Origin of the sequence: Streptosporangium sp. NPDC001681, assembly GCF_040298085.1 — a bacterium.
In the GTDB taxonomy this organism is placed as follows: domain Bacteria; phylum Actinomycetota; class Actinomycetes; order Streptosporangiales; family Streptosporangiaceae; genus Streptosporangium.
The window spans coordinates 1-26,112 of record NZ_JBEOZN010000100.1; the positions used below are offsets into that span (position 1 = coordinate 1).

The window sequence follows — 26,112 nt, forward strand, 5'->3', positions numbered from 1 at the left end:
CGGTGCGCCCCGCGCGATGACCGGCTCACCGGGCTTGCCCCGGGGCCTACCCCAGGACTTACTGCCTGGCCGGCGCCAGCTCGTCCTTGTCGTAGACCTTCAGACCCGGCCGCGGGCTCCCTTCCTTGGGGGTACGCCGCAGCCGCTCCTTGAGCCGCTCCACCATCACGTACAGGGTCGGCACCAGCACCAGCGTCAACAACGTCGACGACAGCAGCCCGCCGATCACCACGATCGCCAGCGGCTGGGAGATGAACCCGCCCGAACCGGTCAGTCCCAGTGCCATCGGAATCAACGCGAAGATCGTCGCCACCGCGGTCATCAGGATCGGCCGCAGCCGTCGCCGGCCCCCCTCGATCACCGCCTCCACGATGCCCATGCCCTGCTCGCGATACTGGTTGATCAGGTCGATCAGCACGATCGCGTTGGTCACCACGATGCCGATCAGCATCAGCATGCCGATCAGGGCCGGCACGCCCAGCGGCGTGCCCGTGGCCAGCAGCAGCCCGATCGCGCCGGTCGCCGCGAACGGCACCGACACCAGCAGGATCAGCGGCTGCACGAAGCTCCGGAACGTCGCCACCATGATCATGAAGACGATCGCGATCGCCGCGAGCATCGCCAGCCCCAGCTGCCCGAACGCCTCGGCCTGGTCGGCGCTGACCCCGCCCACGCTGAAGCTCGCCCCCGCGGGCATCGTCAGCTTGTCCAGCTTCGCGGTCAGCTCGGTGGTCACAGCGCCCAGGTCGCTGCCGACGGCCGTGCCCGACACCGTCGCGCTGCGCGCACCGTCGATCCGGGTCACCTGCGTGGGACCGTCGACCTTGGCGACCTCGGCCACCTGCGACAGCCTGACCATGCCCGCCGCCGTCGGCAGCGTCAGCGCGCGCACCGCCTTGAGGTCCTCGGGCACCTCACCGGCCCGCAGCACCACCGTACCGGCGCGCCCGTCCAGCGTCAGCTCACCCAGGGGCATCCCGCGGAACCGCTGCGCGACCAGCTGCCCGATCTGCGTCTCGGTCAGCCCCCTGGCCGCGGCCTTCTCCCGGTCGACCCGCACCTCGATGCGCTGCGCGCCGGCCTCCAGGTTCGAGCCCACGTCCCGCAGCCCGCCCAGGTCCGCCATCGCCGCGCGCACCGTCTCGGTCGCCGTACGCAGCGTCGCCACATCCGGCGCCTGCACGATCACCTGCAGCTGGTCGGCCGAGCCGCCACCGGGGCCGCCCTGAGAGCCGCCCACGGTGACCTCCCCGACGTCCGAGAGTCCCTTCAGCCGCTCGCGTAGCGTCTCCTGCAACGCCTCGGCGTCGGCGCCCTCCTTGATCGTCACCGAGTAGGAGGCCCGGTCTCCGCCGCCACCGCCGCCGGTCGCGCCCTCGAACCCGCCGCCGGCACCCACGTTCACCTGGTAGTCGCGTACCGCATCCAGCGACGTCAGAACCTCCTCGACCTTCTTGGCCGCGGCGTCCGTCGTCGCCAGGTCCGTGCCCGAGGGCATCCGCTGGCTGATCGAGACCGTGTCCTGCCCCGAGGAGTCGATGAAGTTGGTCTCCAGCCGGCCGGCCAGCCCCATCGTCGCGGCGAACACCACCACGCCCACCAGCAGCGTCACCAGCCGCCGCCGGGTGGCGAAACGCAGCACCGGCAGGTACGCCCGCTGCAACGGGCTGCGCAGTTCCTTGGCCTCGGCCTCCTCGCGCACCGCCCGCGCCTGCTCGGGCGAGAGCACCGGCGCCTTCAGGAACCAGTAGGCCAGCACCGGCACCACGGTCAGCGACACCAGCAGCGACGCCAGCAGCGCCACGCTCACCGTGATCGCGAACGGTGCGAACAGCTGCCCCACCATGCCGCCCACCACCGCGATCGGCACGAACACCGCGACGGTCGTCAGGGTTGAGGCCGTCACCGCGCCACTGACCTCGCGTACCCCCTCCAGCACCGCCTTGCGCTTGGCCTCGCCGTAGCCGAGGTGGCGCTTGATGTTCTCCAGCACCACGATCGAGTCGTCGACCACCCGGCCCACCGCGATCGTCAGCGCACCCAGTGTCAGCATGTTCAGCGAGTAGTCACCCACCCACAGTGCGATCAGCGCGATGATCACCGACAGCGGGATGGAGGCCGCCGTCACCAGCGTCGAGCGCACCGACAGCAGGAAGACCAAGATGACCAGCACCGCGAACGCCAGCCCCAGCAACCCCTCGGTCGTCAGGTCATGGATCGACCGCTCCACGTACGGCGCCTGGTCGAAGACCACCGTCACCTGCGAGGAGTCACCGATCGCCCGCACGAAACCGGGGATCTTCTCGCGCACCGCGTGCGAGATTGTCACCGCGTTGCCGTCCGGCTTCATCGTCACCACCACGCCCAGGCTCGGCTGCCCGTTGGTGCGCGTCAGCGAGGTGCCCTCGGCCAGCGACCGCTCCACCGTGGCCACCTCGCCCAGCCGCACCGGCCTGGGGGCCGGCGCCGGGCGCTGAGCCTGAGCCTGCGGGCCCTGCTGGGCGCCCCCCGGCCGCGCCTGCGCCTGCGCGGGTGCCTGCGCCGGCACCGCGGGGGTCAGGTAGAGGTCCTTCAGCTCCTGCAGAGTCGAGACCCGCGTACCGACCTGCACCGTCAGCGACGTCTTGTCCTCGGTCAGGCTGCCCGCGGGAATCGACTGCCCGTTCGCGCGCAGCAGATCGGCCACCGCCGTGGGCGCCAGGCCCAGTAGCGCCAGTTTCCCGAGGTCCGGGGTGATCGTCACCACCTCGTCGCGGGTGCCCGTCACCGTCGCCTCGCGCACTCCCTCGATGCCCTGCAGCTCCGGCACCACCAGCCGCTGCAGCCGCTCGGCCATGACCCGCTGGTCGCCGCCGTCGCCCACCGCCAGCTGCACCACCGGAATGTCGTCGGTCCCGCCCGTCAGCACCTGCGGGTCGACCTCCGCAGGCAGCTGCGTCTTGATCCGCGACAGCGCCTGCTGCATCTTCGAGACCGCGGCGTCGATGTCGGTGCCGTACTCGAACGCCACCTGGATCTGCGCCATCCCCTCCCGGGACGTCGAGGTCACCTTCGTGACGCCCTCCAGCCCCTGGAAGCTGTTCTCGATCGGCTCGGTGACCTGTTCCTCGACGATCTCGGGAGAGGCGCCCAGGTAGGGGGCCACCACGAACGCCCCCGGGAACGAGAGCGAGGGCAGCAGTTGTTGCTTCAATGACGGGATCGCAAAGACACCGAACGCGCTGAGCACCAGCGCGATCAGTATGACGAGGCTACGGTTGGCGAGGCTCAACCTGGCCAAGGAGGTCATGGGGGCGGGACTCCTCAATGGATGTCACAACAAGATTCGCCCCAGACTAACACTTCGCCTTACGCGAATATTTAAGGAAGCTTACCGTTCCTGATAACCTTCTCAGGAAGCGAGAGGTGAGCGTGAACGACAACCGCGAACGACTGATCGACCAGATCGGTGCCATCCAGCGCGACCTGGGACGACTGTTCGCCCAACATCGGCCCTCCTCACCCCTCTTCGACTCCAACCTGACCATGCGCCAGCTCAAGGTCGTCATCTTCCTGTCCTGCCAGGACTCCGCCTCCGGCCAGGACCTCGCCGGCCACCTCGGCGTCGGCCTCGGCACCGTCACCGGCATCGTCGACCGCCTCGTCGCCCACGGCCTCGTCGATCGCCGCGAGGACCCCCACGACCGCCGGGTCCGGCGCGTCGGGCTCACCCCCGCCGGCCTGGCCCTGACCGAGCAGATCGCCGACGCCGGCTTCGCCGACTTCCGCCGCATCCTGTACCACCTCGACACCGGCACCCTGCGCGACCTGTCCGACGTCATGGAGAAGATCCAGCGGGCCGCCTCCACCCTGCAGGATCACCCTCCACACGAAAAGGTGGGATGATAGGTTCTGTCGCTGTGACCATGCCCATCAACGACCTCTTCTCCCTCGCGGGCCGCACCGCCCTCGTCACCGGCGGCAGCTCCGGCATCGGACGCACCATCGCCCACACCCTCGGCCAGGCCGGCGCGGCCCTCGTCATCGTCGCCCGCCGCACCGAACAGCTCACCCGCACCCTCGGCGAACTCCACGGCCACGCCATCAGCGCCGCAGCCATCAGCGCCGACCTCGCCGACCCCGCCGACATCACCCGCATCCGCGACCAGGCCCCCACCCTCTTCGGCGACATCGACATCCTGGTCAACAACGCCGCCAACAACATCCGCCACCCCATGGCCGACCTCACCGACGACGACTACCACCAGACCATGGCCGTCAACATCACCGCCCCCTACCTCCTCGGCCAGCACTTCGGCCCGCGGATGGCCCGGCGCGGCTGGGGCCGCATCATCAACCTCGGCTCCCAGCAATCCCACAGGGCCTTCGGCGACAGCGGCGCCTACGGCGTCTCCAAAGCCGCCATCACCGGCCTCACCCGCTCCCAGGCCGAAGCCTGGTCCCCCCACGGCGTCTGCGTCAACACCATCATCCCCGGCTTCGTCCTCACCCCCCTCACCGAACCCGCCCAGGCCATCCCCGGCCGCGTCGAAGCACTCGCCGCCCGCTCCATGACCGGCCGCAACGCCACCCCGGCCGACTTCGCCGGCATCGCCCTCCTCCTCGCCTCCGACGCCGGCGCCTACATCACCGGCCAGGCCATCTGCGTCGACGGCGGCTTCTCCGTCCACTGAGCGAGCCACCGGCCGCCCGTCCGGCACCCACACCGGCAGCGGGCGAAGCCGCCCCCTTCCGGCCTGTCATCTGCCGGTGATCAATGGTCCGCGCGGGATCACGAACCTCCTCACCCAAGGTGGCGATGCGGGCATAACCGGCGAAGGCGAAGATGGGACGGTTCCGCCTGTCGAGGTGGCCGCATCCCGGGCGGGTGCGGGAGGTGTTGCGCGGAGCCACCAGCCGCACCGGTACCCCGGCCAGGGCGGCCTTGTACGTCACGAATGTCCGTAGCTGGTGGAAACCCCACGAGTGCAGGTCGGCACGCTGAGCCTTGCGAACCGTGACCCGCTCCCGGATGCCCTGAAGGTCTTCCAGGGCGATCCCGGCGCGGGTGTCTTTGGCCTTGCCGACCAGTTGTTTGGAGATGACGTGGTTGACGTCGCGGACGAGCCGCGACTCCTTACGGCGGCGCCTCTTCAGCAGCGGCTTGGCGGACTTGGTGCCCTTGGCCTGGAGCCGGGCCCGCAGCCGGGCGTTACGCCGCCGTATGGCCCGCACCCCTTTACCGCAGTGAGTTTTACCGGTGGAGTCGGTGGCGAGGTTCACGATGCCCAGATCAACTCCCAGCCACTCCTTGGGCTCCTCCCCTGGGGGTGGTGCGGGGACGTCGACGACCATGGCGAGGAAGAACACGCCGTCGCGGTAGACGAGGTCCGCCTGCCCCCCGCGAGGTCGCTCCTTCGCGGTTCAGCCACCGCCCTCGGTAGAGAACGGGCACGACGACCCGGCCGCTCAGGGTAGGGACACAGCAAACCGGTGCGCCGACACCCCCACAGCGAAACCTGCCACCGGAAGGCGCAGCGCACACCAACCGCCAAGGTCAGCGGCCTTCTCGCCCACCGAGAATGCCCACCGGCAGAAGTGACCAGACAAAAACTCCCATACACCACCAGCCCGCACACCACCCACCAACACCCCACCATGATTGAATAACCCCCCGGATCCAACACACCCGGGGACGCTCATGACCACCACCCACCAACACCCCACCAACGCCCGCCGAGCCGTCTCCTACTTCTTCATCCTCTTCGGCACCCTCTCCGGAGCCTGGGCCGCCCGCATCCCCGCCGTCAAACACACACTCAACCTCAGCGACGGCCAGCTCAGCTACGGACTCCTCGCCGTCGCCATCGGACTCATCACCGGCATGCGCTTCGCCGGACACCTCACCGACCGCCTCGGCAGCGCCCGCCTCCTCACCCCCGCCGCCATCGCCACCTCCCTGACCGTCATCCTCCCCGGCTACGCCACCACCCTCCCCGCCCTCATCGCCACCCTCTTCCTCTTCGGCCTCGTCAACGCCTCCCTCGACGTCTCCATGAACGCCCACGGCGTCGAAGTCGAACGCGCCTACGGCCGCCCCCTCATGTCCTCCTTCCACGGCATGTTCAGCATCGGCGGACTCATCGGCGCAGGCATCGGCGGACTCTTCGCCTGGCTCGACCTCAGCGCCGCCGCCACCCTCACCGCCGTCGGCATCCCCCTCGCCCTCGCCTCCCTGTACGCCCGGCGCCACCTCCTCCCCGCCACCCCACCCCCGGCGGCCACCCACACCACCACCCCACGCCGCGCCCCATGGACCAGCTGGATCATCCTCATGGGAGTCGTGGCCTTCGCCGGACTCGTCGGAGAGGGCGCCGCCAACGACTGGACCGCCGTCTACCTCTTCCAGAACCTCGGCGCCCCCCAGGCCGTCGCCGCCGCCGGATTCGCCGTCTTCTCCGCCGCCATGACCATCGGCCGCTTCGCGGGAGACCACCTCGCCCAACGGTTCGGCCCGGTGCGCCTGGTCCGCTACTCCGGGCTCGTCGCCGCCCTCGGCCTCGGCACCGCACTGCTCGTCGGCCAGACCCTCGTCGCCTTCGTGGGATTCGCCCTGTTCGGCCTGGGCCTGGCCACCATCGTCCCGCAGGTCTTCTCCGCTGCGGGAAACCACGACCCGGCCCGTGCCGGGCAGGCCATCGCCCAGGTCGCCACCGTCGGTTACGCCGGGCTCGTCGCCGGCCCCGCCATCATCGGCGGCGCCGCCGAACTCATCGGCCTGCCCGCCGCCCTGGGGATTCCCGCCCTGCTCGCGGCCTTCATGGCGGCTTCCGCCGGAGCGCTACGCCACCCGCAATCGTCATGATCGACAGGCAGACGGCCTCTGTTCTTTGGTGGGAGTCTTCAGTCCGTTGTAAATGATCTTGAGCCCGGACGGACGCCTTTACAATGTAGATTTATAAGAGGATGGCGTTCCGTCCCCACTCGGCGAACCGTATGGCGCCCTCGACCATGGCGTGCACTATCGTCTGGCGCACCGCCGCTGCCCCGTCTTCCTCACCGATCGCCGCGCTCGGGTCGAACCGCCGTCTGTGGGACGTGCGATCGGGACGACTGCTCGCGGAGTCCCGACATGAGGACGCCCCTCCCGGGATCGACGTGCAACTGCCCCTGGTCAGCCCCGATGGGCGCTGGGTGCTGTCCTCGCCCGGCATGGGGCGAGTCGAGATCCCGACCGGACGCCGCACGCCCAGGCAGCCGGGGCCGTCCTTCATCGCCGCCGACGTCAGCTCCAAGGGCGTGGCCGCCAACTCCCGGCAGGACAAGATCTATCTGTGGGACATCGACACGGGACGGTTCCTGGGCGGTATCGCCGCCGAGGGCTTCGGTGGCTTGGTGACGTTCTCCCCCGATGGCAACCTGATCGCGGGCACCAACGGGGCCGGCCGCATCCAGCTGTGGGACGTGGCCACGCGCAGCCCCGTGGGCGTGCCCCTCCAAGGGGTACACCTCCCCCCGCCGCCCCCTTTTCCGGCACCGCGCTCAGACGGCTATGTCGCGGGCATGGCGTTCTCCGCCGACGGTTCGATGTTCCACGTCATCGACAATCAGGGCAACCTGCGTACGCACCTGATCGGAGTGGCCCGCATCAAGCAGGCACTGTGCCAAGAAATCGGACCGCTCAACCCCGGCGACTGGAAGCGATACGTCCCCGATGTCCCCTACCGCCGCTCCTGCTGACGCCACATGATGGCCTGCCCCGCTACTGGCGCCCGAAAGCCGCACCGGGTTCCCGGATGCACCGCGCAGGCGACGATCGCCATCGGACCCTCTCACGGCCAATCCCTGTACGCGGTCTCGGCAGAAAGTTGATGATTCGGGTGACTCTTGATAGTCAGCCATGTAAGGCAAGTAACGTGAGCGCGTACTTGCCTTCACAGTATTCGGGGGTCTTCAGGCATGTTGGCCACGTCAGGTGCACTGCCTCGGTACTACCGCGGCCTGAGCGGGCGATGGCCGCCGACAAGTCGGTGTTGTGGGTGGTGGTCGATGAGGACTTCGGACTGCACGTCGAGGCATCGGCGTACCTGGCGGGACTGCGCGGGGCAGACCGATCCAACATCGCCCATGCCCGCCGCGATCTCCTCGATCACAACGACGCCTTCGCCGTCTACAACATTTGATCAACCCGAAGAAGCAGGACATAGCGAATCAACGCCGGGGCCCTGGCTGACCAGCTAGTTCGCTTGACAACCCCAGATAACGATCGGCTGGTGCTCTACCGGCTCCCGGCGTATGCGCCCCAACTGAACCCGGCCGAGGGCGTCTGGGCCAACCTACGCGGCACGCTGCTCAACTTCGCCGTTCGCGGCATCGATGAACTGACCATCCTGATCAGGCACGGACTGAAACGGATGCGGTACCAGCCCGGCCTGCTGGACGGGTTCATCGCCGAGACCGGCCTCCTCCTCTTCGATACCGTGGTAACGCCCAGCTTTCATGCTCAGTACGGTCCGTAGAAGCCGACATTTTTGGATCAGCGAAGAGACGCGACGAGTTCTTGGACTTGCGCCTTGGAGAGGCCGCCGTAGAAGACTCTGACGAGTGGATAGGCCTGCCTGCCTGCGGGATTGGACCACCAGGACCGCCACGCGTCGCTGGTGATCCTGCACCAGCTGGTCCGAGATTGCGGGAGGGGGGAGGGCAGGGTGCTGCGACGCCTGCAGGTGTCGATGGTTTTGCCAGGGAGATCAGCGCTTCGGCGAGCCTCCCATTTGACCGTCACGACCATCTTTGAACCGTCAGACGGGGTCCTCACCCCCGAGCTGCTGTCATCCCTGACGCGGACAGTGCACCCCTTGGCCCCGCAGGACCCGAACGTGATCTTCAAATCCGGCGAGTCACGATCGTAGTCCAGCGCATCATGGAGCTTGCTCACCTCCTGGCTCAGCTGGAGGTTCAGCGCATCGGCTTCGGATTCGGACAGCTCGGTCGCGTCGTAGCCGAACCACTGGGCTTCGAGTACGGGATCGCTCGCGGATGACTCCCGCCAGAACTCGCCCAGGACCTCGACCCGCAGCAGCGTGTGCGGCTCTTTCTCGGTGACGTAGACCGCCATGCGGTCCTGTGCCACCTTGACAGCCGAAACACCGCGCAGCGAGGTACGGCTCACCTTCGTGTTCGCCGCTAGTGGTCTGTTCTCTTCTATCTTCAGGAATTCGGCGATCTCGACGGGAGAGGACTTGTTCGTGATCCACGGCTCATGATTCCCGGGAGGGAGTGTTTGATTGCCCCAGTACATGTACGACCACTCGCCGACAAAGTCCTTCAGGAAGAATGAGTTGGTTTCGGCACCCAACCGCTCATCAATGCCACTGAGAGCTTCTTCGCTATCGGCGAATTCTTCCAAGAACTTCTTATTCGAATTCGCATATATGCTCCAAAACTTAGCCGGCGCCCTGAAGAAGGTCCATTCGCCGCTCGGGCGTGAATCGTCAGATGGAAGCGCCAGTAACTCCACCTTCTGGCCGTGAATGCGGGTTTCCCCGAGACCGAAATGCCTGCCGGTGATCGTCAAGTTCTCGGCGCCGTTCCTGAAGCGGATCGCGGGTGCTTCTGCGATCTGGGCGGCGGCGTGATTGGCGATCTCGATGTCCGTCTCCCGAAAAGGGTTGAGCTGTGGCAGGAAGACGACCACGGTAGCCGCCGCTGCCCCCAAGGCGACCAGCCCCACGAGCCAACCCCTGCTCCGCTTGCGCCTGGGTTGCTCGGCGTCTTTTTCAGCGGTGCTCGCCTGCCTCGTCTGACCTGTCGTGATCCGCACGCCGTGGCTCTGCGGCAGGGCGGCCGGCTCTTCTCCTCTGGTCAGCGGCACACCCTCGGAAAGCGAGTGCGGGTCTTCCGGAACAGGGACACTCCAGGTGCTGGCGAGCATCCGGGTGACGACCACGGTCGCGACCTCGTACGGCGCGCCATGACGTTCGCACCATAATCGGGCGATGGAGTTCAGGACCTCATCGGGCACCGGCCGAGCCGCGGGATCTTTCGACAGCGCTCGTGCCACCAGATCGCGCAATTCCTCCGGGACGGCTGACAGGTCGGGTGAGTCGTTCAGCACCCGGAGGGCGAGCACCTCGGGCCGCCCCACCCCGTACGGGGGTCTGCCCGATGCGGCATACGCCACCAGCAGCGCCCAGCCATAGACATCGGCCGGGAGACCCGCGAAGTCCCCCCGATACTCCTCGGGACTTACCCAGCCAGGCGAACCGACTATATGTCCGGTTTGGGTGATCGCCGTCTGATCCAGCAATTTGGCGATACCGAAGTCGACCACTTTCGGACCGGACGGCGAGAGGATGACGTTGGACGGTTTGAGGTCCCTGTGCACCACACCGGCCTGGTACATCGCCACGAGCGCCTCGGCCAGACCCGCGGCCAGGCCATACAGGTCGTCGCCGGTGAGCGGGGCGGCCTCACCCACTCGCTGGCCGAGAGTCGGACCGGGCACGTACTCGGTCGCCAGCCACGGCCTGTCGGCTGCTGGGTCCGCCGCCAGCACCTTGGCCGTGCAGGTGCCTCCCACCCGGCTGAGCACCGCGATCTCCCTGGCGAACCTGGCGCGGAACTCGGGGTCCTCGGAAAGGGGTACGTGGATCAGCTTGACCGCCGCACGACGCCCATCTGTGTCCTCACCGACGTACACGGTTCCCATACCGCCGGCTCCCAGTCGGCCGAGCAGGCGGAACGAGCCCGCATGCTCGACGTCACGGCTGTCCACGTCGCGCTCAGGATCCATGTCCCTACCACCAAGACGGGCTTGAATCTGTCCGGTCGCCCGGAAAGCCGCCAACCCTCGGGGCGTCCAGGCCGCTGCCTGTTTCCTGCGGAGGTGTCGTCCCCAATGAGTGCATGCGCTCGCATGGTGAACGTATATCCACTACGGGGCAAGCCTTCCGTATTACCCTGCGCAGGACAAGCCTCGTCGGGCACGCTGCTGCGCCGGCATCGGCGTCTACGCTGAGCAGCGGCATCCTGCCCGTTTCATAGTGCTACGCCTGGATTCCATACGTAGGGCCAGCAGGTCGCCGACCACGTCGGTGCGGGTGCAGGAGGCCCACTCGGCGCTGGATTCGCCGTGCCCGCGCAGGTCGGGGCTCGCCGAGCGTTGGTGCTCGACATCCCGTATAGGGTCAGGTGCGGCTCGATGACGCCGAGGACGTCGTCAGCGGCGATGCCCCAGTGACCGCCGTCACCGGTCGGCGCGTATCGGACGGAGCCAGGCCGCTCAGCTTCAATCAGCATCTGAGGCAAACCAACCTTCCTCTTCGGCTATAGGGGCCAGATAGCTCGCCGGATGCTGCTGAGACCATCGCAGCGGGACCGACTTGACCCACCGGCGGGGGTAGCAGGCTGGCTCCTGAAGAATGCTCTTCAGATAGATATCGGGCAAGTCGACATCTTCAACCGCATACTCCGCCTCACGCAGGAGGTCAGCAGCATCATCGAACTCCAGATCCGCCGGGCCCGCTGCCCGCAAGGCCTCCAGGTGCTCCGATGTTGGCTCCCAAGCAGTACGTACCCGCAGCGCGCGGTGCACTGGCCAGGTAACCGCGCCGCGGTCCAGCGCTGCCATCTCCCTCAGCCGATCAAGCGTCAGCGGCTCAAGCGGAGGTTTTCGCGGGGCCCCTACCGGCCGAACGACCCACTCTCCACGGGGTGGGTCCCCGGGAAGCAGGTTCTCGTGGTGGGCGAGCAACAGGTGGGTACGTGCGCTCAACGGTGCGCTCTCAGTCAGGATCTCGGTGGGCAAGCGACGTCCTAGATAGGCCTTGCCGAACCGGCTGGAACTCCACGTCAACGCGGTGACCATGGTCGGGGGTAGCGCCGCCACCACAGCATCGAGCTCACCCAGACAGTCTTGGACGACCGAGGCGTCAGCGACGCACACCAGTGCCAAGGCCCATACTCCGCGCGACAGTGGATCGGTGTAGGTGCCGTATTGATCTTTCCACCATGCGGTGTCCGCCTCAGAGACCCGCAGAACCTGCAGGAGTCTCCCGTAGTCGGGATCAGGGCCGAAGGGCTCAGATCCAACTGTGAGATCGCCCCCGGTTGTCCACTCATTCCGGGATGTGGAGGCACCGATGATTGCGATCTCGGCGGCGAGCCAACAGGGGCCGACGATGGCTGCCAACGCCCGGGCGGCGTTACCCCACGGTGAGGTGGTGCCTTTCTGCCCCTTGGTGAACCGGCTGGCCGCTTGGGCCTTCCCAAAGCGCGCATCGCGCTCTCGTAATCGCTGCCAGGCGAGGCTGCGCTGCCTGTTAGAGGCATGGTCGGCAAACCGGCTACGCGTCGTCCGGGAAGCGACGCCGCCTTCGGTCATAGCCAGGAAGAACCTGGGATCGAAGGCTTTGAGCAGGTTGCCGGCAAATCCCGTCGTGGATTCGGCGAACGCCGGAGGGCACAGCCCGTCCAGCACCGCGCGCACCAGATGCTCTTCCAAGGGCGAGTCTGCCTCGGGCGTCACGCCCGCCGCCAGTGCGGCGGCCGGGGCCGACACCTGCGCCAGGGCGAGCCGATCGCGCTGATCGGCCTCCAGGAAGCGGCCACCCCGCCAAGGCACGGCGGCCTGCAGCCATGCTGTTTCCCTCTCACCTCCCAAACCTGTATCGGAGCCCGGCCGGGTTCGCCTCGTGGAGGCGACGGTTCGGCGCTCAGCAGGTGCTCGACGAAGCTCAGAGCAGCAGGTTGTTGGCCTGGAGGAAAGCCTTAGCCACCGACTCCAGTTCGGCGCTGGACATCGGCAGCACCACCGTCTCGATCGGGACGTTCGCCCGGATCGCGACGCTGGCGGGGGGGAGCTCTGGACCCACGAAGACGCGGGTGGTCGGGAAGTCGGGTGGGTTGGGAAGCAGATGATAGGTGCGGCTGTTCAGCTCGATGAGGCCGCCGAGCCCGCGGCGCACGTCGCGCGCGATCTGGCCGACGACGCCAGCGGCGGAGCCCGACTTGATCTGGGTGGCGAGGATGACGTATGCCTCCCCGTGCTGCTGGCCGGGCACGACGCGCCGCACAGTGATCGTGTCGTCGTAGAACGAGGCGAGCCGGGCCGAGTCGGCTGCGGCGGGGGCGCGCACCTGGCTGCGGTGAACCGAGACCTCCCAGCCGCCTGGCTTCCCCGATCGTGCCGCGATCTCGTTGAGCCGCCTGGCGAGTGCTTCTGCGTCGGCCAGCGCGGCCTTGCGCCGCGCCTGGTACGCCGGGGTGGACATGGTCAGCATCTCGCCCAGCATGCCCTTGATCCGCCAGATGAGTCCCGTTTCCTGCTCCGGCGTGGTCGCGCGCTGCATGCCGGCCACCACGTTCGCTACGGTGTGCCAGTGGTCGGCGTTGTCGCGCACGGCGTCGGCGAGCTTGAGCAACGCCGCCCGGGTCGGGTCGCCCGGGGCCAGCTGGTCGATCAGGTCGCCCAGAGCGACGAGGGCTTTGGCGCCGTCGCCGCTGGCGTTGATCGCCGACAGCCGGCGTACGACGCCGTTGATGCGGTCGGCGAATGCCTTGGCCTTGCTCATCGATACCTTGCCCGAGACCGCCGCGATGAGCTCCTGAGCCGTGGCGGCGATGGTGTCCTGGTGTCCGGTACCGCAGGCGTCTTGGAACGCGGCTAGTGCCGTGCGGATGGCCTCGTCGGTCCGGGCCAGGTCGTACAGGCGGTCCCACCAGTTCGGGTTGATGCGACCAGCGGCCAGCTGGCCGCTGCGCGGGCGGACCTGCCGCGCTACGTCGTCGACCTCCCGCAGCGCGCGTTTGGCATCCTGCGCGAGTTCGGGCGTGGCGGCCATGGCGACGCGCAGCTCGCTGCGAAGGTTTCGGGCCGCCTTGCGGAACAGGATCCGCGCCGCGTCGTTGCCCCCGCCGACCAGTGCCCAGTGGGCGGCTATGAATTCCTCGTGGGCGGCGGCGACGCGGCCGGCGCGCGCGGCGACTGCGCTCACCGCGTCGGCCGCGGCGCCGAAGACCAGTCGGGAGCGGGACCGCCGGCCGAACGCCATCTGCACGAAGCCTTCTTCGAGTGCCTCGATGGCGCCGGCGGCGGCCGGGCGAAGTCTGGGCTTTGGCGTCACAGCCGAGTCTCCTCGCCCGTGGGGGTCCAGGTGGCGATATGGACGGGCAGCAGGTTCGCGAGCACACCGGCGGCGCCGTCGATGGGGGCGACCATCATCCCGATTACGGCTGCGGCCAGGTCTTGGCCGGACGGCGGCTGGATCAGGGAGTGGCGCTGGTCGAGGATGGCCGGATACTCCTGTGCGCGCTCTGAGTACCGGCACATGGCGGCCAAGACCTCCACCCCGGCGATCACGAGGTCGACGGCTAAACCGGCCGGCGGGATGATGGTGTGCACCGCCATGCTGAGCGCGAAGCTGCCGGCTGCGAACCCGAAGGACCGGTCCCAGGTTTCACCTGCGGCTTCCATGACCCGCGCCACCGCGGCTGCCTGCGGCGTCGGCCCGGCCCAGCCCAGCTCGGCGACCGCCTGCTGGACCACGGTCGCGAACCGCCACGGGCCGGCCTTGCCGACGTCGTCGACCGTGCCGCCGACCCGCCCCTCGGGCGTCCCCCGCTCGTCCTTGGCCGTGGTGCGGGCCGGGGTGGCGCCGAGCCGGTCCTGCACGATCCAGGCGCTGTTCCAGCATTCGCGCAGTGCGGCCGCGATCCGGTCGTAGAGGATCTCGTCCGGGCCGCCGCCCCGGGCCTGGTCGATGACCGGATCGGCTGCCCAGTCCACGATCCAGTACAGCAGCGGGGAGGTGCGGGCGGCTTCGGCGATGTACCGGTGCACGACGGCGACCTTCTGCAGGACGGCGTTGCGCGCGAGCAGGACTTCGGTGTGGGGCGGCACCGTGCGCTGCAGGACCTGGTTCATCTCGGCCAGGGCGGCCCGGGCGTCGATGCGCAGCCGGGCCACCTCCTGCAGGAACGAGCGCAGCTCGGCGGCTGCCGGGGCCAGCCGCCCGCCGCGCAGCGGAAGGTCGCGGGCCAGAGGGTCGGCCGGCGGCAGGCGGGTGAGGTACCGGTCGCGCTCCTTGACGACATCCTCGCGGCTGGAGCGCAGGCGGCGCAGCGCGATCGTGGTGGCCCGGTCCTCGACCGCGATCAGCCAGCCGGTGATCCGCGCGTCGAGCGCGCCCAGCTCGTCCTCCCACAGGTCGGCGACCTGGACGACGTCGCTGCCGATGGCGGTGACGGCGCCCATGGCGGTCACCCGCGCGCCGGTCAGCGGCAGGCGGGCACTGCCGAGCGGGGCCGGCAGCGCCGCGACGGCCCTCCTGAGCTGGTCGCTGATCGCCAGCAGTCCTGGGCGGTCGAGGAGCTGGTAGATCGTCGTCACGAGGCCCCTGGTGCGCTCGCGCTGGCTGGTCAGCTCAAGCATCTCGCCCTCGAGCCGGACGTTCACCCGAGCGATCCGGTTGGCGGCCCGTTCGGGCGGGCCGCCCGGCTCCGGGTCGGGCGCCGCCCCGACTAACACCACACGCTCCATTGCGCGGGCCTACTCAGGCTGCCGCTGCTCGACCATGACGTGCAGGGCTGAGGTGACCGGCGGGTCGGGGTCGGAGCGGTCGCCGTTCTCCAGCATGGCCGCGCGGCGGTCGGCCTCGAGCTCCCGGATCCGCGCCTCGGCAACGGAGGTTCGGGCCTGCGCGGTCCGCAACTGCTCGACGTGGTCTTCGCAGCCGGAGCACCCCCCCAGCCAGGATTCGACGCTCACGCCCGGCGTGGTGAGGATGACCCGGTCGGTCGCGATCCGCTTCCCGGCTTTGAGCGCCTCGTCGCTAGCCAGCCGCATCCGCTTGGTCAGGTTGGTCACGACCTTGGCGATAGTGGTCTCGGCGATGGGCGTCAGTGGGATTGCGAGGTTCGGCCCGTCGGAAGCGACGACGTGCGGCTCGAACATGCCGACCCTCAGTTGCGGCGCCATCTCCATGATGCGCTGGAGCTGTTCGCTGGGCGGCATGGCCTGGAAGAGCACGAAGCGGTAGTACTCCCGATGCTCATTCAGGTGCGCCAGTAGCGCTTCCTGCCGCTCACGGGCCGAGCCGACCGTCTCCGCGCCGAACTTCATCTCCAGCCGGTCGGCGATGGTCGCCTTCTGCTGCTCGTTGTTCGCCCGGTTGACGACGGCCTCGGCCTGCTCTAGACCCTTGCCTTCAGCCTCCTTGGTCTCCCAGTCCTGGAACTTGGTCCGCAGCTGGCCCAGCAGGCCGGGAATGCCGCCGTCGGCGACGTCGTAGAAGTGGCAGTCCTTGAGTCGTGGGTACCACCACCACCAGGGGCCGCCGAGCGCGCCCGCCGAGGCGCCGAAGAGGCCGGCGTCCTCCTTCTCCTTCTCGCTCAGCGAGCCGAGCCCGTCCAGCGCCGGGAAGCTGCCCAGCGGCGGCATGGCGGCGATCAGGCGGCGGGCGTCGTCCGGGCCGGGCGTGGCCACCGCGCTCAGCTCGCTGAGCGCGGTGAGCAGGCCGTCGCCGAACTTGAATGCGATCAGGCGCAGGAACAGCCAGCGGTTGGCCGCCTCGACCAGCGGCGTCGGCGGCGGGATTTTCCAGTCCGCGATGGCCTTGAGCCCGGGCGTGGCGTCGGAGCCGGCGAGTCCTGCGTACCGGCGCTTGAGGTCGCCCAGGATCGCCAGCAGCGCGGCCTGGTGCGGGTTCGGCGGTCTGACGTCGGCGTCGGCCTTCTTCTCCTCGACCCGCTGCCGGTCCTGGTCCAGTTCCTGCTTGGCCAGGCTGGCCAGCCGCCGGATCTCCACCTCGGCATACCCGTACGCGGACAGGATCCGGCAGGCATCGAAGCCGTCGGCGAGCGCGGCGTCGAGCAGCCCGGCCCGCAGCGTCGCCTCGTGGGTGCGGACGATGAGCTCGGTGAACGACTTCGTCGGCTCCGGGTTAGGAATCAGCACCACGAGCCGGACGGCCGCGGGGTTGAACTCGACGTTGATGTCGTAGTGCGCGAGCACCTCGTGGAAGTTGAGGGTCAGCGTGTGGCAGGCATTGGGATTGCGGATGGTCCGGATGACCTCGTTGGTGGAGGTGCGCTCGACCGACTCAGTGATCCGGGTGACCCGCCGGGACCGGACCCGCGTGGCCGCGCGGGTGGAGGACTCGCGAACCCGCTGCGACGAGGTGCGGGTGGTGACAGCGAGGCTCTGGTCGTTGCTGACCGAGCCGTCGGCGTGGACCTGGATCGAGGCCACGCCGGGTGAGTACGACGCGTCCAGGGCGGCGTTGGCCTGCGCCTGAAAGTCGTTGGACTGGGTGATCTCCTTGAAGACGTCCTCGGTGTCGCGGGTGGTGGAGGTGAAGTCGAAGGACTGCTCGATCTCGGTCTCGGCGGTCTGGTCGATGGCCTTCGCGCGCCGCTCCCAGCTGGCCACCGTGATCCGGGTCTCCTCGCCCGGCGCCAAGGCCAGCGACGACAGCAGGGTGCCGCGGGTGAAGCCGACCAGCTTCCACGTCTGCTTCCACGGCAGCAGCACAGCGATCGGCAGGCCGACCTTTGAGAACTGCGGGGTGGACGGTGGTTTGGTCCCGGTGGCGCCGCCCCCGCCGCCGGGCCCGGTGAACTTGCCGTCGTACCCGGTCACCAGCGGCACCGCGTCACGCCGGACGTCAGCCAGGGTGTAGCGGCCATATTTGCCGGGCAGCACGTACGCCGGGCTCAGCACCATAGGCGGCGGCCCCTCGGGATCGGGGCCCGCCTTCAGCACCGTCAACGTGAGATCCGAGCCGTTGAGCGAGAGCGTGACCGTCCCCTGCCCGCGCAGCCTCCCCACGGTCTCCCCGTCCAACGGCACCTGGAGCATGCTGCCATCCTTGGCCGGGATGACCGGGGCGGCGAGGAACTCCGCGAGATCGGCCACGGCGTAGGCCCCGGCCGCCGGGGGGGCCGTGGCCCGCCAGCCCTCGAGCTTGACGGTCACCAGGCCGCCGGCATCGCTGCCGCGCCGGTGCGTGGTCGCCTCGCCGCCCTCCATCAGCGACCGGATCGCCGACTCGGTCAACCCGACTTTCCCGTCCGACGTGTCGACCTCCCGTGCCGCCAGGATGTCGTCGAGTTGCCTGGCCGGGACGGTGACCACCTGGCGGGCGGCGCGGAGCCGGACCACCTGCGGCTCGCCGGCGTCCGGCCGGGTGACCGCAAGGACGGCCTCGCCGTTGCGCAGGGCCGCCACACCGTCCGGGCCCAGGCCCACGCTCAGCGTCCGGCCGTCGATTTCGACCAGTCCGTCGGCGATGACCTTCTCATGGTCGGTCAACTCGACCGTCTGGACATCGCCGGCCAGGGCTGCCTCGAAGTTCCGGGCCTCCCATAGGCCGATCGGGGTGGCCTCGGCCCTGCTGGCGCGACTGGTGCCGCTGGTTGCGGCGGGTCCGGCCGCCTGCAGACTGGCCGCCCCGGAGCCGGTCTGCGGCTCGACGACGTCGCCGTCGGCGTTGAGAACGATCGGGGTGACGATTGTGTGGCCGTCGGCACCCTTGCGCTCGTCGTACAGCCGGATGAACTGCCCGAAGCGGAACTCCCTCGTGACGCCCCACGCCGGCAGTGACTGCTTGCAGTCGGTTGCCTCCAGCACGGGCTCGACCTCATTGGGCGTTTCCGGCTCCGCTTCCTCGTTCTCTGGTGCATTCACGGTATGCCCCCATCGAAGAACCGGGTCGCGCCCAGACTCTCACCGGAATAAGCGGACGGCAATCCTCCGCCAATACCAAATAAATCGCCCGATTGGGGGCACGTGACAGCGTTCTTACCGGCACCCCAAGACGGCCCCGCCACACCCAACGTCGGCGACCTAGCTGCCTAACATGCCTTAACGACCTTCAAGCGTCTGACCAGCGAGTTTGCTTGACATCCCCAGATAACGATCGTATCAACCGCTCCGTAGTGATTCCCGGCGACCATTGCGGGCCAGGCAGGAGATGCACGCGCCCAGTGTCTGCTTGCGCCGCCATCGTCAGATGATGATCGATCTGGCAGCGAGTAGGTGCCTGGTGAGGCCAAGATCGCCCGTCTCTTCGACAAACTCGAACTGCTGGTCGTTCAATGCCCCGGTGAACAAGCGCCAGGCCGTTGTGGACGGCATGCGTACCATGGACGATGCGCCCGGGGCCCGGCCCTCGACGAGACCCCAAACCCCCTTGCGGCGCTGCAGGGTCCACACGCCGCCCGCCTCGCCGGTGAACTCCACGGCCAGGTCGACATCCGGGCCGGTCATCGACCGGTAGTGGTAGGGCAAGCCCCAGATGAAGATCCGCAGCACGGTGCCGAGGTAGTAGTCATCGTTGAGGCCGGGGGCGCCGACGGCCTCGCGGATCTGCTGACCGTGGACCCGGTGCTCGGTGAAGTCCCGTCCGATGCCCAGCCACACCGGCACCGGGTCGGGTCCCATCCAGTCGACCCGTCCGGTGGGCGCGTCCAGTCGCGTCTGGTCCCAGTACTCGTCCATCAGCGTCCCGGCGAAGGCCAGCAGTTCGCGGATCACCCGGGAACTGAGGACCCGGGTGCTCTTCACCCAGCCGTCGTTCTTGGCGTGCAGTGCCGCCACGAACTCCCGGTGGTCGGAGAACCCGGACAGCAACCCGGACGGGTCCTGATCGCGTCCACGGGACAGCCAGCCGAGGTCGTCGTCCACCAGGTGCAGGGCCACATCCTTGACCGACCAGCCGGGACATGCCGTCGGCGCGCTCCACTGGTCCGGCGTCAGGCCCTCCAGCAGTTCCAACAGCGCAGCTCGCTCCACCCGCAGGTGCGGTCGGACGTCCATCGGCGGCAGCTCCCACAGTCTCACGGACAGCATGATGCCGAAGAGCACGTGCCCGACAGCGTGCGCCCTCCCCCTGGGGCCAACCCATCGGCTCCTTCGCACACGTCACGCCCAAGGGCGTCGACTACATCGGCCGCCTGATCGCCGAGCACGAGCAGGCACAACAGGGGCGCGAAGCATGACCGGCCGACCGCAGCTCACCCCCGGCACGACCGCGAACTACAGGCGGTCCCAGCGCCTGGAGGAGGCCCGGCCCCGCGCCAGGAGGTGACGCCGAGCGGCTCGCGTCCCCGGGGAGCCGGATCCCCTTGTCCTGACTCAGTAGAAATGATGCGAAGGCGATGCCCTGACCTGGGATGCATCAGTTCTTCTGAGTCGCTATAGATCTGGCTGGCTCAGTGAAGGTGATGCGCCTAGGTCGGTGTCTGATGAATCATGGTCCGGCGGTGCACTGAGGGGTTCGGGCTGACTCGCGGCACGATCGCCCTTGAGTGGGATATTTAGTAGCCATTGGGGCATTTGGTTGGCAGGCTTCGGTCATGAACTCCCAGCTCAACGACGTACCGAGCCGTACCTGGCTCGGTCCCCCGATCGACGCCCGTTCTCTGTTCACTCCCGAACACGCCGCGCTGATGGCCACGCTGCGCGGCCTGGTGCCCGCCGACTGGGGCAGGGAAGCGGTGCCGGGCTGGACCGTGCGTGATCTCGCCGCCCACGTCCTGGGCGACTTCTACGGGCGCCTTGCCCGCGACCGCGACGGCCACCGGGAAGGCCCCGCATTCGCACCGGGCGAGACGCTGGAAGCGTTTATCCACCGCATCAACCAGGAATGGGTGGACGCCTTCGCCCGGGTGAGCCCGGCCGCACTCACCGACACCCTCGACCTCATCGGCGGGCAGATCGCCCGGTTCTTCGAGGCCACCGACCCCGACGCCCCGTCACTGGGCGTATCCTGGGCCGGCGTCGACCCGGCACCGATGTGGCTGGACAGCGCCCGCGACTTCACCGAGTTCTGGACCCATCGCCAGCAGATCCGCCACGCCATCGGCCAGGACACCGATTCTGATCCGCGGTTCCTGCCCGTGGTCTTGGACACCTTCCTGCGGGCCCTGCCCCACACCCTGCGCGAGGTCGCCGCGCCGGTCGGCACGCAGATCCAGGTGCGCATCGACGGCCCGGCCGACGGCACCTGGACGGTCACGGCCACCGGGGACCACTGGTCGCTGGCCGAGCCGGACGCCGGACGTCCCGCCGCCGTCGTGCGTCTGGACGCGGAGACCGCCTGGCGCCTGTGCACCCGCGGCATCCAGCCCGACACCGCCCTCACTCGCGCCCGCATCGACGGCGACCGTGACCTGGCCGAAGCCGCCTGTCAGATCGTGTCGATCGTCTACTGACCGCAGCCGCAACACGCTGCCCCGGCCGTGGCATCCGGTGCCCGTCAGCCGCGAAGGCACAGCCGGAGCGCGGCCACCAGCACGTTGCCTTCTACTGCGCGTACCGACATGCCAGCGCCTCACCACGCCACGATCTCCACGAAGCAGCGCCGATCATCACATGCCGGACAGCGGTCCCGTCTGGACGATCGACGATCGGAGGAGCGAGCGCGGTGACTGTCTACGCCTACGTGCGGGTCTCCTCTCGTGATCAGAACCCGCAGCTTCAAATCGACGCGATCGAGGCCTCTGGCTACGACCGGTTGTTCACCGAGAAGTTGTCAGGCAAGGCGGGTGTCGCGCGCCCGGAGTGGGATCGGCTGCTGGGGCTGGCGTGCACCGGGGACACGGTGAAGTTCTGGAAGTCCGACCGATGGGGCCGCTCGGCAGCCCACGTCCTGACCACCGTCACCGACCTGCGTGGCGGCGGGGTGAAGATCGTGTCGTTGACGGAGAACTTCGACCTGGACACCAAGGAAGGCCGCTTCATGTTCACCGTCTTGGCGGCCGCCGCGGAGTACGAGCTGGAGCTGAGGGCGGAACGGCACCCCATGACCGCCTCCACTCACAGACGTTCAGCTGGGCAACCTGAGATTTGTCCGGATCAGCTCACGATCTTGACCCAGAACTGATTACCGGGCACGACACGATAGTCGGCGTAGAAGCGGAATCAGCGACGTCAGCGCGCCGACTGCCATCAAATCCGTCAACCGACCCGAAGTGCCCGTATCGCCCGGCATGATCACCGGGCGAAGCTACCAGCAAGATCGCTATCTAAACGGCACTGGACGCCGGGGCCGTGCCGGAGGTAACCGTCGACGGCGCGAGGAAGACGCGGCGGTTGGCACAAGCGTGTTCTCGGTCAGCACCTACGCAAGCGAGCCGTTTCGATACGCATGAATTGACGGGCGAGGAAACCCGGCGGGGCGATAACCCCAGGTATTTCTCAGTAAAATATCCCCGCAAATTTCAGAGCACAGCAAAACCTGGCATTCCACGGTTTCGGGAGATTGGCGCCGGGGATACCGCGAAAGTGGGATATGACTGAGGAAATAGTTTAACCATGCATCTAATATGAGTGGCAACGTCGCACATCCAGTGGTTTCACGTTGCTTCGGTCAGTTCAGAGCAAAAACGCTCTGGATCGGGTTTCAGCACGTCGGCGCTGGTGGACGTGCCGGAGCGGCCTGTCACCTTTCCTCCGAACTTGACCAGGAGGAGGATCATGTACCCGGCGCAGAAGACCAACCTGGACCACCGGTTGGCCGCCGACCTCGCCTGGCATCCCGCCGGCCCCGCTAAACAGGCGGGCAGCCAGGTCGGCACCCAGGCGCCCGCGACATCCTCGCCTTGCGCGCGCACGACGGCGCGGACGCCACCTCGCCCTACATCACCACCGGCAAACCCGGCGACTACCGGCCGCCCCATCCGGACTTCAAGGCACCGGAGTTCCCCCACTGGGGCAACGTCACCCCATTCCTGCTCCATACCGGCCACCAGTTCCGTGGGTAACCCGGCGTGCTATCTCACAGTGTCGATACCGATTCGCGCTGAATGGATCGGCACTCCAGCCATCGAGAGGGACATGAGTATGAGTCATGATATTCATCCCCGCATACCGCGCCTACCGGCCCTGATCGGCGCACTTGCTCTGACCGGCGCACTTGGTCTGGTCACCGCTTGCGGCGACCCGCCGCACCGCGGCCCGGCGTCCGCCGGGATCACCCCGGGCGCCGGCCAGAGCCTGCCCGGCATGCCCGGCGGCACCGGCCCGGCATCTGCCATCCCGGTGCTGCCCAACACGGCCACAGCCGCACCCACACGCAGCGCGCCGGTCACGCCGGTGGGCCCGAACTCCGTGACGATCAAGAATTTCGCCTTCCATCCCGCTGCGCTGACCGTCAAGGCAGGCACTACGGTGACCTGGATCAACCAGGACCCTGAACCGCACACCGTGACGAGCCAGGGCCAGGGCCAGGGTCCGCTCCGCTCCGCCGCGCTGGCGTCCGGTGCCCGCTACCTCTACAAGTTCACCAAGCCGGGCACCTACAAGTACCTGTGCAGCATCCACCCGTTCATGACCGCCACTGTGACGGTGACCCAGTGACCGGCCCTATCGATCCGCGTGGAGCCGAGCCGACGCCGGAACACGGGATGTCTCGCCGCCAACTGCTGCGCCACGCCGGCTGGTTCGGCTCCGCCGTGGTCTTGACGGTGGCCGACGGCCGAGTGATCAGCAGCGTCGCAGGCAGCCAGGACAGCGCCGCCGTACAGGCCGCCGCCAACTCTGGCGCGCTGCGGTTCGTGCAGATTTCCGACAGCCACATCGGCTTCACCGGCGCCGCCAACACCGACGTGAACCGGACGTTCACCGAAGCGCTCAATCAGGTCAACAGCCTGGGCTTCCGGCCCGACTTCGTCATGCACAGCGGCGACCTCACCCACCTGTCCACCCCGGGCCAGTTCGACCAGGTCAAGCAGATGTTGACCGGCCTGCGTACCGGTCGCGTCTTCACGGTGCCCGGGGAACACGACTCGATCGGCGACGCCGGACATGCGTACCGGCAGCGATTCGGCGCAAACACCCTCGGCGACGGCTGGTACAGCTTCGACACCCATGGCGTCCACTTCATCGCTCTGGTCAACACCCTGCACATGGAGCAACTCGGCCACCTTGGCACCGACCAGATCGACTTCGTCCGCAAAGACGTCGCTGGTCTATCGGCCGACACTCCCATCGTGGTGTTCAGCCATATCCCGCTGTTCGCCATGTACCCGGCCTGGGGCTGGGGCACCGATGACGCCATCAAGGTCCTAGGCCTGCTACGCCGCTTCTCCTCTGTGACCTGCCTGAACGGCCACGTGCACCAGCTGTTCACCAAGACCGAAGGCAACGTCACCTTTCACAGCGCCACCACCACCGCCTACCCGCTGCCCAAACCGGGCATCGGGCCGGGCCCCCTCCCGCAGGTGGTACCAGCCGGCCGCCTCAAGGCCGCACTGGGCATCCGCACTGTCACCTACCGTAAGGGCGCAGGCGGCCTGGCCGTCACCGACCACAAGCTGGCGTGAAAGCGTCCGCGGCCCTCGCCGCCCGCCTGAGCACGGCCGCCGCCATCGCCGTCAGCGGCTACATCCACGCCGACCTCTACCTCAACGGCGGCTACCGGCACATCCACATCATCGGCACGGCGTTCCTGCTCCAGGCCGGCGGCGCTTTCGCCGTCACCCTACTGCTGCTCGTCAGCGACTCGGCCATCGTCAGGCTCGGCGCCGCCGCCGTGGCCCTGGGTACGCTGGGCGGCTTCACGCTCTCCCGCACCATCGGGATTTTCGGGTTCACCGAGCGCGGATTCACCCCCTCCCCGCAGGCTGCGATCAGCGTGATCGTCGAAGTGGCCGCGCTGCTGCTGCTCGCGGCCTGGCAGCTGGCCGTGCGCAAACCGGCGAAGGGCCTCACGGGTGCCGAATAATCATCCATACTGGTCACGCCGCATGTCGATACTCGTGGCGCGTGCCACTGTCGATCTTGCCGCCGGATGTCAAGGGCGGGTGAACTGGTATCCCGCGCGAGTTTCCGGTACCGAATAGAGGCCACCTGCGGCCGGCTGGATCGCACCGTCGGCGCCTACGCATGAATTGACGGGCGACGAAACCCGGCGGGGCGATAACCCCAGGTATTTCTCAGTAACATAATCCCGCGAATTTCAGAGCACAGCAAAACCTGGCATTCCCCGGTTTTCGGGAGATTGACGCCGGGGACACCGCGAAGGCGGGACATGACTAGTTGAACTACGTTGAGCGGGCTGTTGCGGCGGCGCCGACAGCCGAGAAATCGCCTACCACCGCATCACCGCTTACGGAGTGGAGACGCACAGCCCCCGGGTCGCCCTGCACTCCCTCGCGGGCTGCCTCTTCTACGGCGCATTCGCCGCGAAGGTACTCCTCGTCCGCAGCCGGCGCCTACCCACCTGGGCGTTGCCACTCGCCGGTGGCACCCTGGTCACCCTCATCGCGATCCTGTGGTCCTCAGCGGCCCTCTGGCAGTTGACCCAGCCCTAGCAGTCCCCCACAGAGCACGAGGTACTCGACCGTACATGGCCGGGTTTTCGGGGTTACACGACGTGGGAGGAGACGCCGGTGGACATGACGACACTGGTCCTGACCAGGCAGAGCCTGCATGGAGTGGCCGAACTCGTACTGGCCGGGCCGCAGTACCGCCAAAGCGGCACCATCAGGCTCCGGGCCGTCCCCGGCGGCTTCGCCACCACCAAGCACCCCGACGTGGCCGTCAACGGAGACCTGCTGCTCACCAGCGGCCGACCGCTCAGGAAGCTGACCGGGGTGACCTACGCCGAACTCGCGGCTGCCGCCGGGATCGTAGCCGGCGCCCCCGAGGGCCTGTACTCCGAGGGCTCCGGGGTCACGGCCGGCGACCGCGTACATGTCGATCCGCAGGCGGCAATGGTGATCGCCCGCGCCCTCGGCGACGGTGATGCGGCCCTGCGCAGGCTTGCTCCCGGTATGACGCCGGTGCTCTGGCCGGAGCATTTCGACATCGGCGTCACCCTGGACGAGGTCAACTACGGCGTCTCGCCGGGTGACAGGCACATACCCGAGCCGTACGCCTACGTCGGCCCCGGGCAGCCACGAACCGGCCAGTTCTGGAACACCTCCTTCGGCGCCGCCCGCCCACTCACCCAACTGCCGCACGCCGAAGCCATCTACGAGTTCTTCGACGAAGGCCGCCGCCGCGCTCACGGCGAGGAGCCGTAACCCTCGGGCACCCTGCCGATCCGGCTCGGCGGCGTTCAACGTCAGCGCGGCCGGCCCCGACATGGAGCCATGCCTCGTACCTGCGCTGCCTCAAGTCGGATG

Annotated in this window: 23 protein-coding genes; 14 read left to right on the plus strand and 9 right to left on the minus strand. The window is 68.3% G+C overall.

The genetic code is table 11. The annotated features are described in order from the left end of the window. Positions 1 to 58: 58 nt before the first annotated feature. On the minus strand, positions 59 to 3,289 hold the full coding sequence (locus ABT130_RS34080; RefSeq protein WP_350962488.1) for an efflux RND transporter permease subunit: 3,231 nt from the start codon (positions 3,287 to 3,289) through the stop codon (positions 59 to 61). 116 nt (positions 3,290 to 3,405) lie between these two features. On the opposite strand from ABT130_RS34080, the gene ABT130_RS34085 reads away from it, so the two are divergent. Together ABT130_RS34085 and ABT130_RS34090 are read left to right on the plus strand one after the other, a co-directional pair. Beyond that, positions 3,406 to 3,885: a MarR family winged helix-turn-helix transcriptional regulator gene (locus ABT130_RS34085; protein ID WP_350929941.1), complete on the plus strand. Its 480-nt coding sequence runs from the start codon at positions 3,406 to 3,408 to the stop codon at positions 3,883 to 3,885. A gap of 20 nt (positions 3,886 to 3,905) precedes the next feature. Beyond that, positions 3,906 to 4,673: an SDR family NAD(P)-dependent oxidoreductase gene (locus ABT130_RS34090; RefSeq protein ID WP_350962573.1), complete on the plus strand. Its 768-nt coding sequence runs from the start codon at positions 3,906 to 3,908 to the stop codon at positions 4,671 to 4,673. Here ABT130_RS34090 and ABT130_RS34095 read toward each other — a convergent pair. Further along, a complete protein-coding gene (locus ABT130_RS34095; protein WP_350962491.1) occupies positions 4,627 to 5,349 on the minus strand; it encodes an RNA-guided endonuclease TnpB family protein in 723 nt (240 codons plus the stop codon). The two genes, ABT130_RS34090 and ABT130_RS34095, sit on opposite strands and share 47 nt — an antisense overlap. Positions 5,350 to 5,680: 331 nt before the next feature. Here ABT130_RS34095 and ABT130_RS34100 point away from each other — a divergent pair, with 331 nt between their 5' ends. From ABT130_RS34100 to ABT130_RS34115, 4 genes are all read left to right on the plus strand, one after another. Next, the gene (locus ABT130_RS34100; RefSeq protein WP_350962494.1) at positions 5,681 to 6,844 is read left to right on the plus strand and encodes an MFS transporter; all 1,164 of its coding nucleotides are present in this window, start codon (positions 5,681 to 5,683) and stop codon (positions 6,842 to 6,844) included. Between the two features lie 233 nt (positions 6,845 to 7,077). After that, positions 7,078 to 7,719, plus strand: a complete 642-nt coding sequence (locus ABT130_RS34105; RefSeq protein ID WP_350962497.1) for a WD40 repeat domain-containing protein — start codon at positions 7,078 to 7,080, stop codon at positions 7,717 to 7,719. 272 nt (positions 7,720 to 7,991) lie between these two features. Then, positions 7,992 to 8,162 (plus strand): hypothetical protein, encoded by a 171-nt coding sequence (locus tag ABT130_RS34110; protein ID WP_350962500.1) that lies wholly within the window; start codon positions 7,992 to 7,994, stop codon positions 8,160 to 8,162. Positions 8,163 to 8,252: 90 nt separating this feature from the next. Next, positions 8,253 to 8,498, plus strand: coding sequence for a hypothetical protein (locus ABT130_RS34115; protein WP_350962503.1), 246 nt, complete (start codon positions 8,253 to 8,255; stop codon positions 8,496 to 8,498). Between the two features lie 17 nt (positions 8,499 to 8,515). Here ABT130_RS34115 and ABT130_RS34120 read toward each other — a convergent pair whose 3' ends face one another. The 6 genes from ABT130_RS34120 to ABT130_RS34145 form a co-directional block, all read right to left on the minus strand. Further along, positions 8,516 to 10,774: a serine/threonine-protein kinase gene (locus tag ABT130_RS34120; RefSeq protein WP_350962506.1), complete on the minus strand. Its 2,259-nt coding sequence runs from the start codon at positions 10,772 to 10,774 to the stop codon at positions 8,516 to 8,518. Positions 10,775 to 11,269: 495 nt separating this feature from the next. Next, complete coding sequence (locus ABT130_RS34125) at positions 11,270 to 12,643, minus strand: hypothetical protein (protein WP_350962509.1); 1,374 nt, start codon at positions 12,641 to 12,643, stop codon at positions 11,270 to 11,272. 73 nt (positions 12,644 to 12,716) lie between these two features. Then, complete coding sequence (locus ABT130_RS34130) at positions 12,717 to 14,105, minus strand: hypothetical protein (protein WP_350962512.1); 1,389 nt, start codon at positions 14,103 to 14,105, stop codon at positions 12,717 to 12,719. Then, positions 14,102 to 15,508: a hypothetical protein gene (locus ABT130_RS34135; protein WP_350962515.1), complete on the minus strand. Its 1,407-nt coding sequence runs from the start codon at positions 15,506 to 15,508 to the stop codon at positions 14,102 to 14,104. The genes ABT130_RS34130 and ABT130_RS34135 overlap by 4 nt, the downstream gene beginning before the upstream one ends. Positions 15,509 to 15,529: 21 nt before the next feature. Further along, entirely contained in the window at positions 15,530 to 18,667 is a 3,138-nt protein-coding gene (locus ABT130_RS34140; RefSeq protein ID WP_350962518.1) for a hypothetical protein, read from the minus strand. A 321-nt stretch (positions 18,668 to 18,988) separates the two neighbouring features. After that, positions 18,989 to 19,822: a maleylpyruvate isomerase N-terminal domain-containing protein gene (locus tag ABT130_RS34145; protein ID WP_350962521.1), complete on the minus strand. Its 834-nt coding sequence runs from the start codon at positions 19,820 to 19,822 to the stop codon at positions 18,989 to 18,991. Positions 19,823 to 20,337: 515 nt separating this feature from the next. Here ABT130_RS34145 and ABT130_RS34150 point away from each other — a divergent pair. Together ABT130_RS34150 and ABT130_RS34155 are read left to right on the plus strand one after the other, a co-directional pair. Then, positions 20,338 to 21,195 carry a maleylpyruvate isomerase family mycothiol-dependent enzyme gene (locus ABT130_RS34150; protein ID WP_350962524.1) on the plus strand — a complete coding sequence of 286 codons (858 nt, stop codon included), beginning with the start codon at positions 20,338 to 20,340 and terminating at the stop codon, positions 21,193 to 21,195. A gap of 212 nt (positions 21,196 to 21,407) precedes the next feature. Beyond that, complete coding sequence (locus ABT130_RS34155; RefSeq protein WP_350962527.1) at positions 21,408 to 21,866, plus strand: recombinase family protein; 459 nt, start codon at positions 21,408 to 21,410, stop codon at positions 21,864 to 21,866. A gap of 472 nt (positions 21,867 to 22,338) precedes the next feature. Here ABT130_RS34155 and ABT130_RS34160 read toward each other — a convergent pair whose 3' ends face one another. Continuing rightward, positions 22,339 to 22,596 (minus strand): hypothetical protein, encoded by a 258-nt coding sequence (locus tag ABT130_RS34160; protein ID WP_350962529.1) that lies wholly within the window; start codon positions 22,594 to 22,596, stop codon positions 22,339 to 22,341. On the opposite strand from ABT130_RS34160, the gene ABT130_RS34165 reads away from it, so the two are divergent. The 6 genes from ABT130_RS34165 to ABT130_RS34190 all read left to right on the plus strand — a co-directional run bounded on the left by ABT130_RS34165 (position 22,585) and on the right by ABT130_RS34190 (position 26,010). Continuing rightward, entirely contained in the window at positions 22,585 to 22,746 is a 162-nt protein-coding gene (locus ABT130_RS34165; protein WP_350962532.1) for a hypothetical protein, read from the plus strand. The genes ABT130_RS34160 and ABT130_RS34165 overlap by 12 nt on opposite strands. Before the next feature lie 79 nt (positions 22,747 to 22,825). Further along, positions 22,826 to 23,341, plus strand: a complete 516-nt coding sequence (locus ABT130_RS34170; RefSeq protein ID WP_350962535.1) for a cupredoxin domain-containing protein — start codon at positions 22,826 to 22,828, stop codon at positions 23,339 to 23,341. Positions 23,342 to 23,388: 47 nt separating this feature from the next. Further along, positions 23,389 to 24,306, plus strand: coding sequence for a metallophosphoesterase family protein (locus ABT130_RS34175; protein ID WP_350962538.1), 918 nt, complete (start codon positions 23,389 to 23,391; stop codon positions 24,304 to 24,306). Continuing rightward, a complete protein-coding gene (locus tag ABT130_RS34180; RefSeq protein ID WP_350962541.1) occupies positions 24,303 to 24,707 on the plus strand; it encodes a hypothetical protein in 405 nt (134 codons plus the stop codon). Before ABT130_RS34175 ends, ABT130_RS34180 begins: the two co-directional genes overlap by 4 nt. Positions 24,708 to 25,068: 361 nt before the next feature. Further along, positions 25,069 to 25,296 (plus strand): DUF6529 family protein, encoded by a 228-nt coding sequence (locus tag ABT130_RS34185; RefSeq protein ID WP_350929945.1) that lies wholly within the window; start codon positions 25,069 to 25,071, stop codon positions 25,294 to 25,296. Positions 25,297 to 25,380: 84 nt separating this feature from the next. Beyond that, positions 25,381 to 26,010 (plus strand): hypothetical protein, encoded by a 630-nt coding sequence (locus tag ABT130_RS34190; RefSeq protein ID WP_350962544.1) that lies wholly within the window; start codon positions 25,381 to 25,383, stop codon positions 26,008 to 26,010. The last annotated feature ends 102 nt before the right edge of the window (positions 26,011 to 26,112 follow it).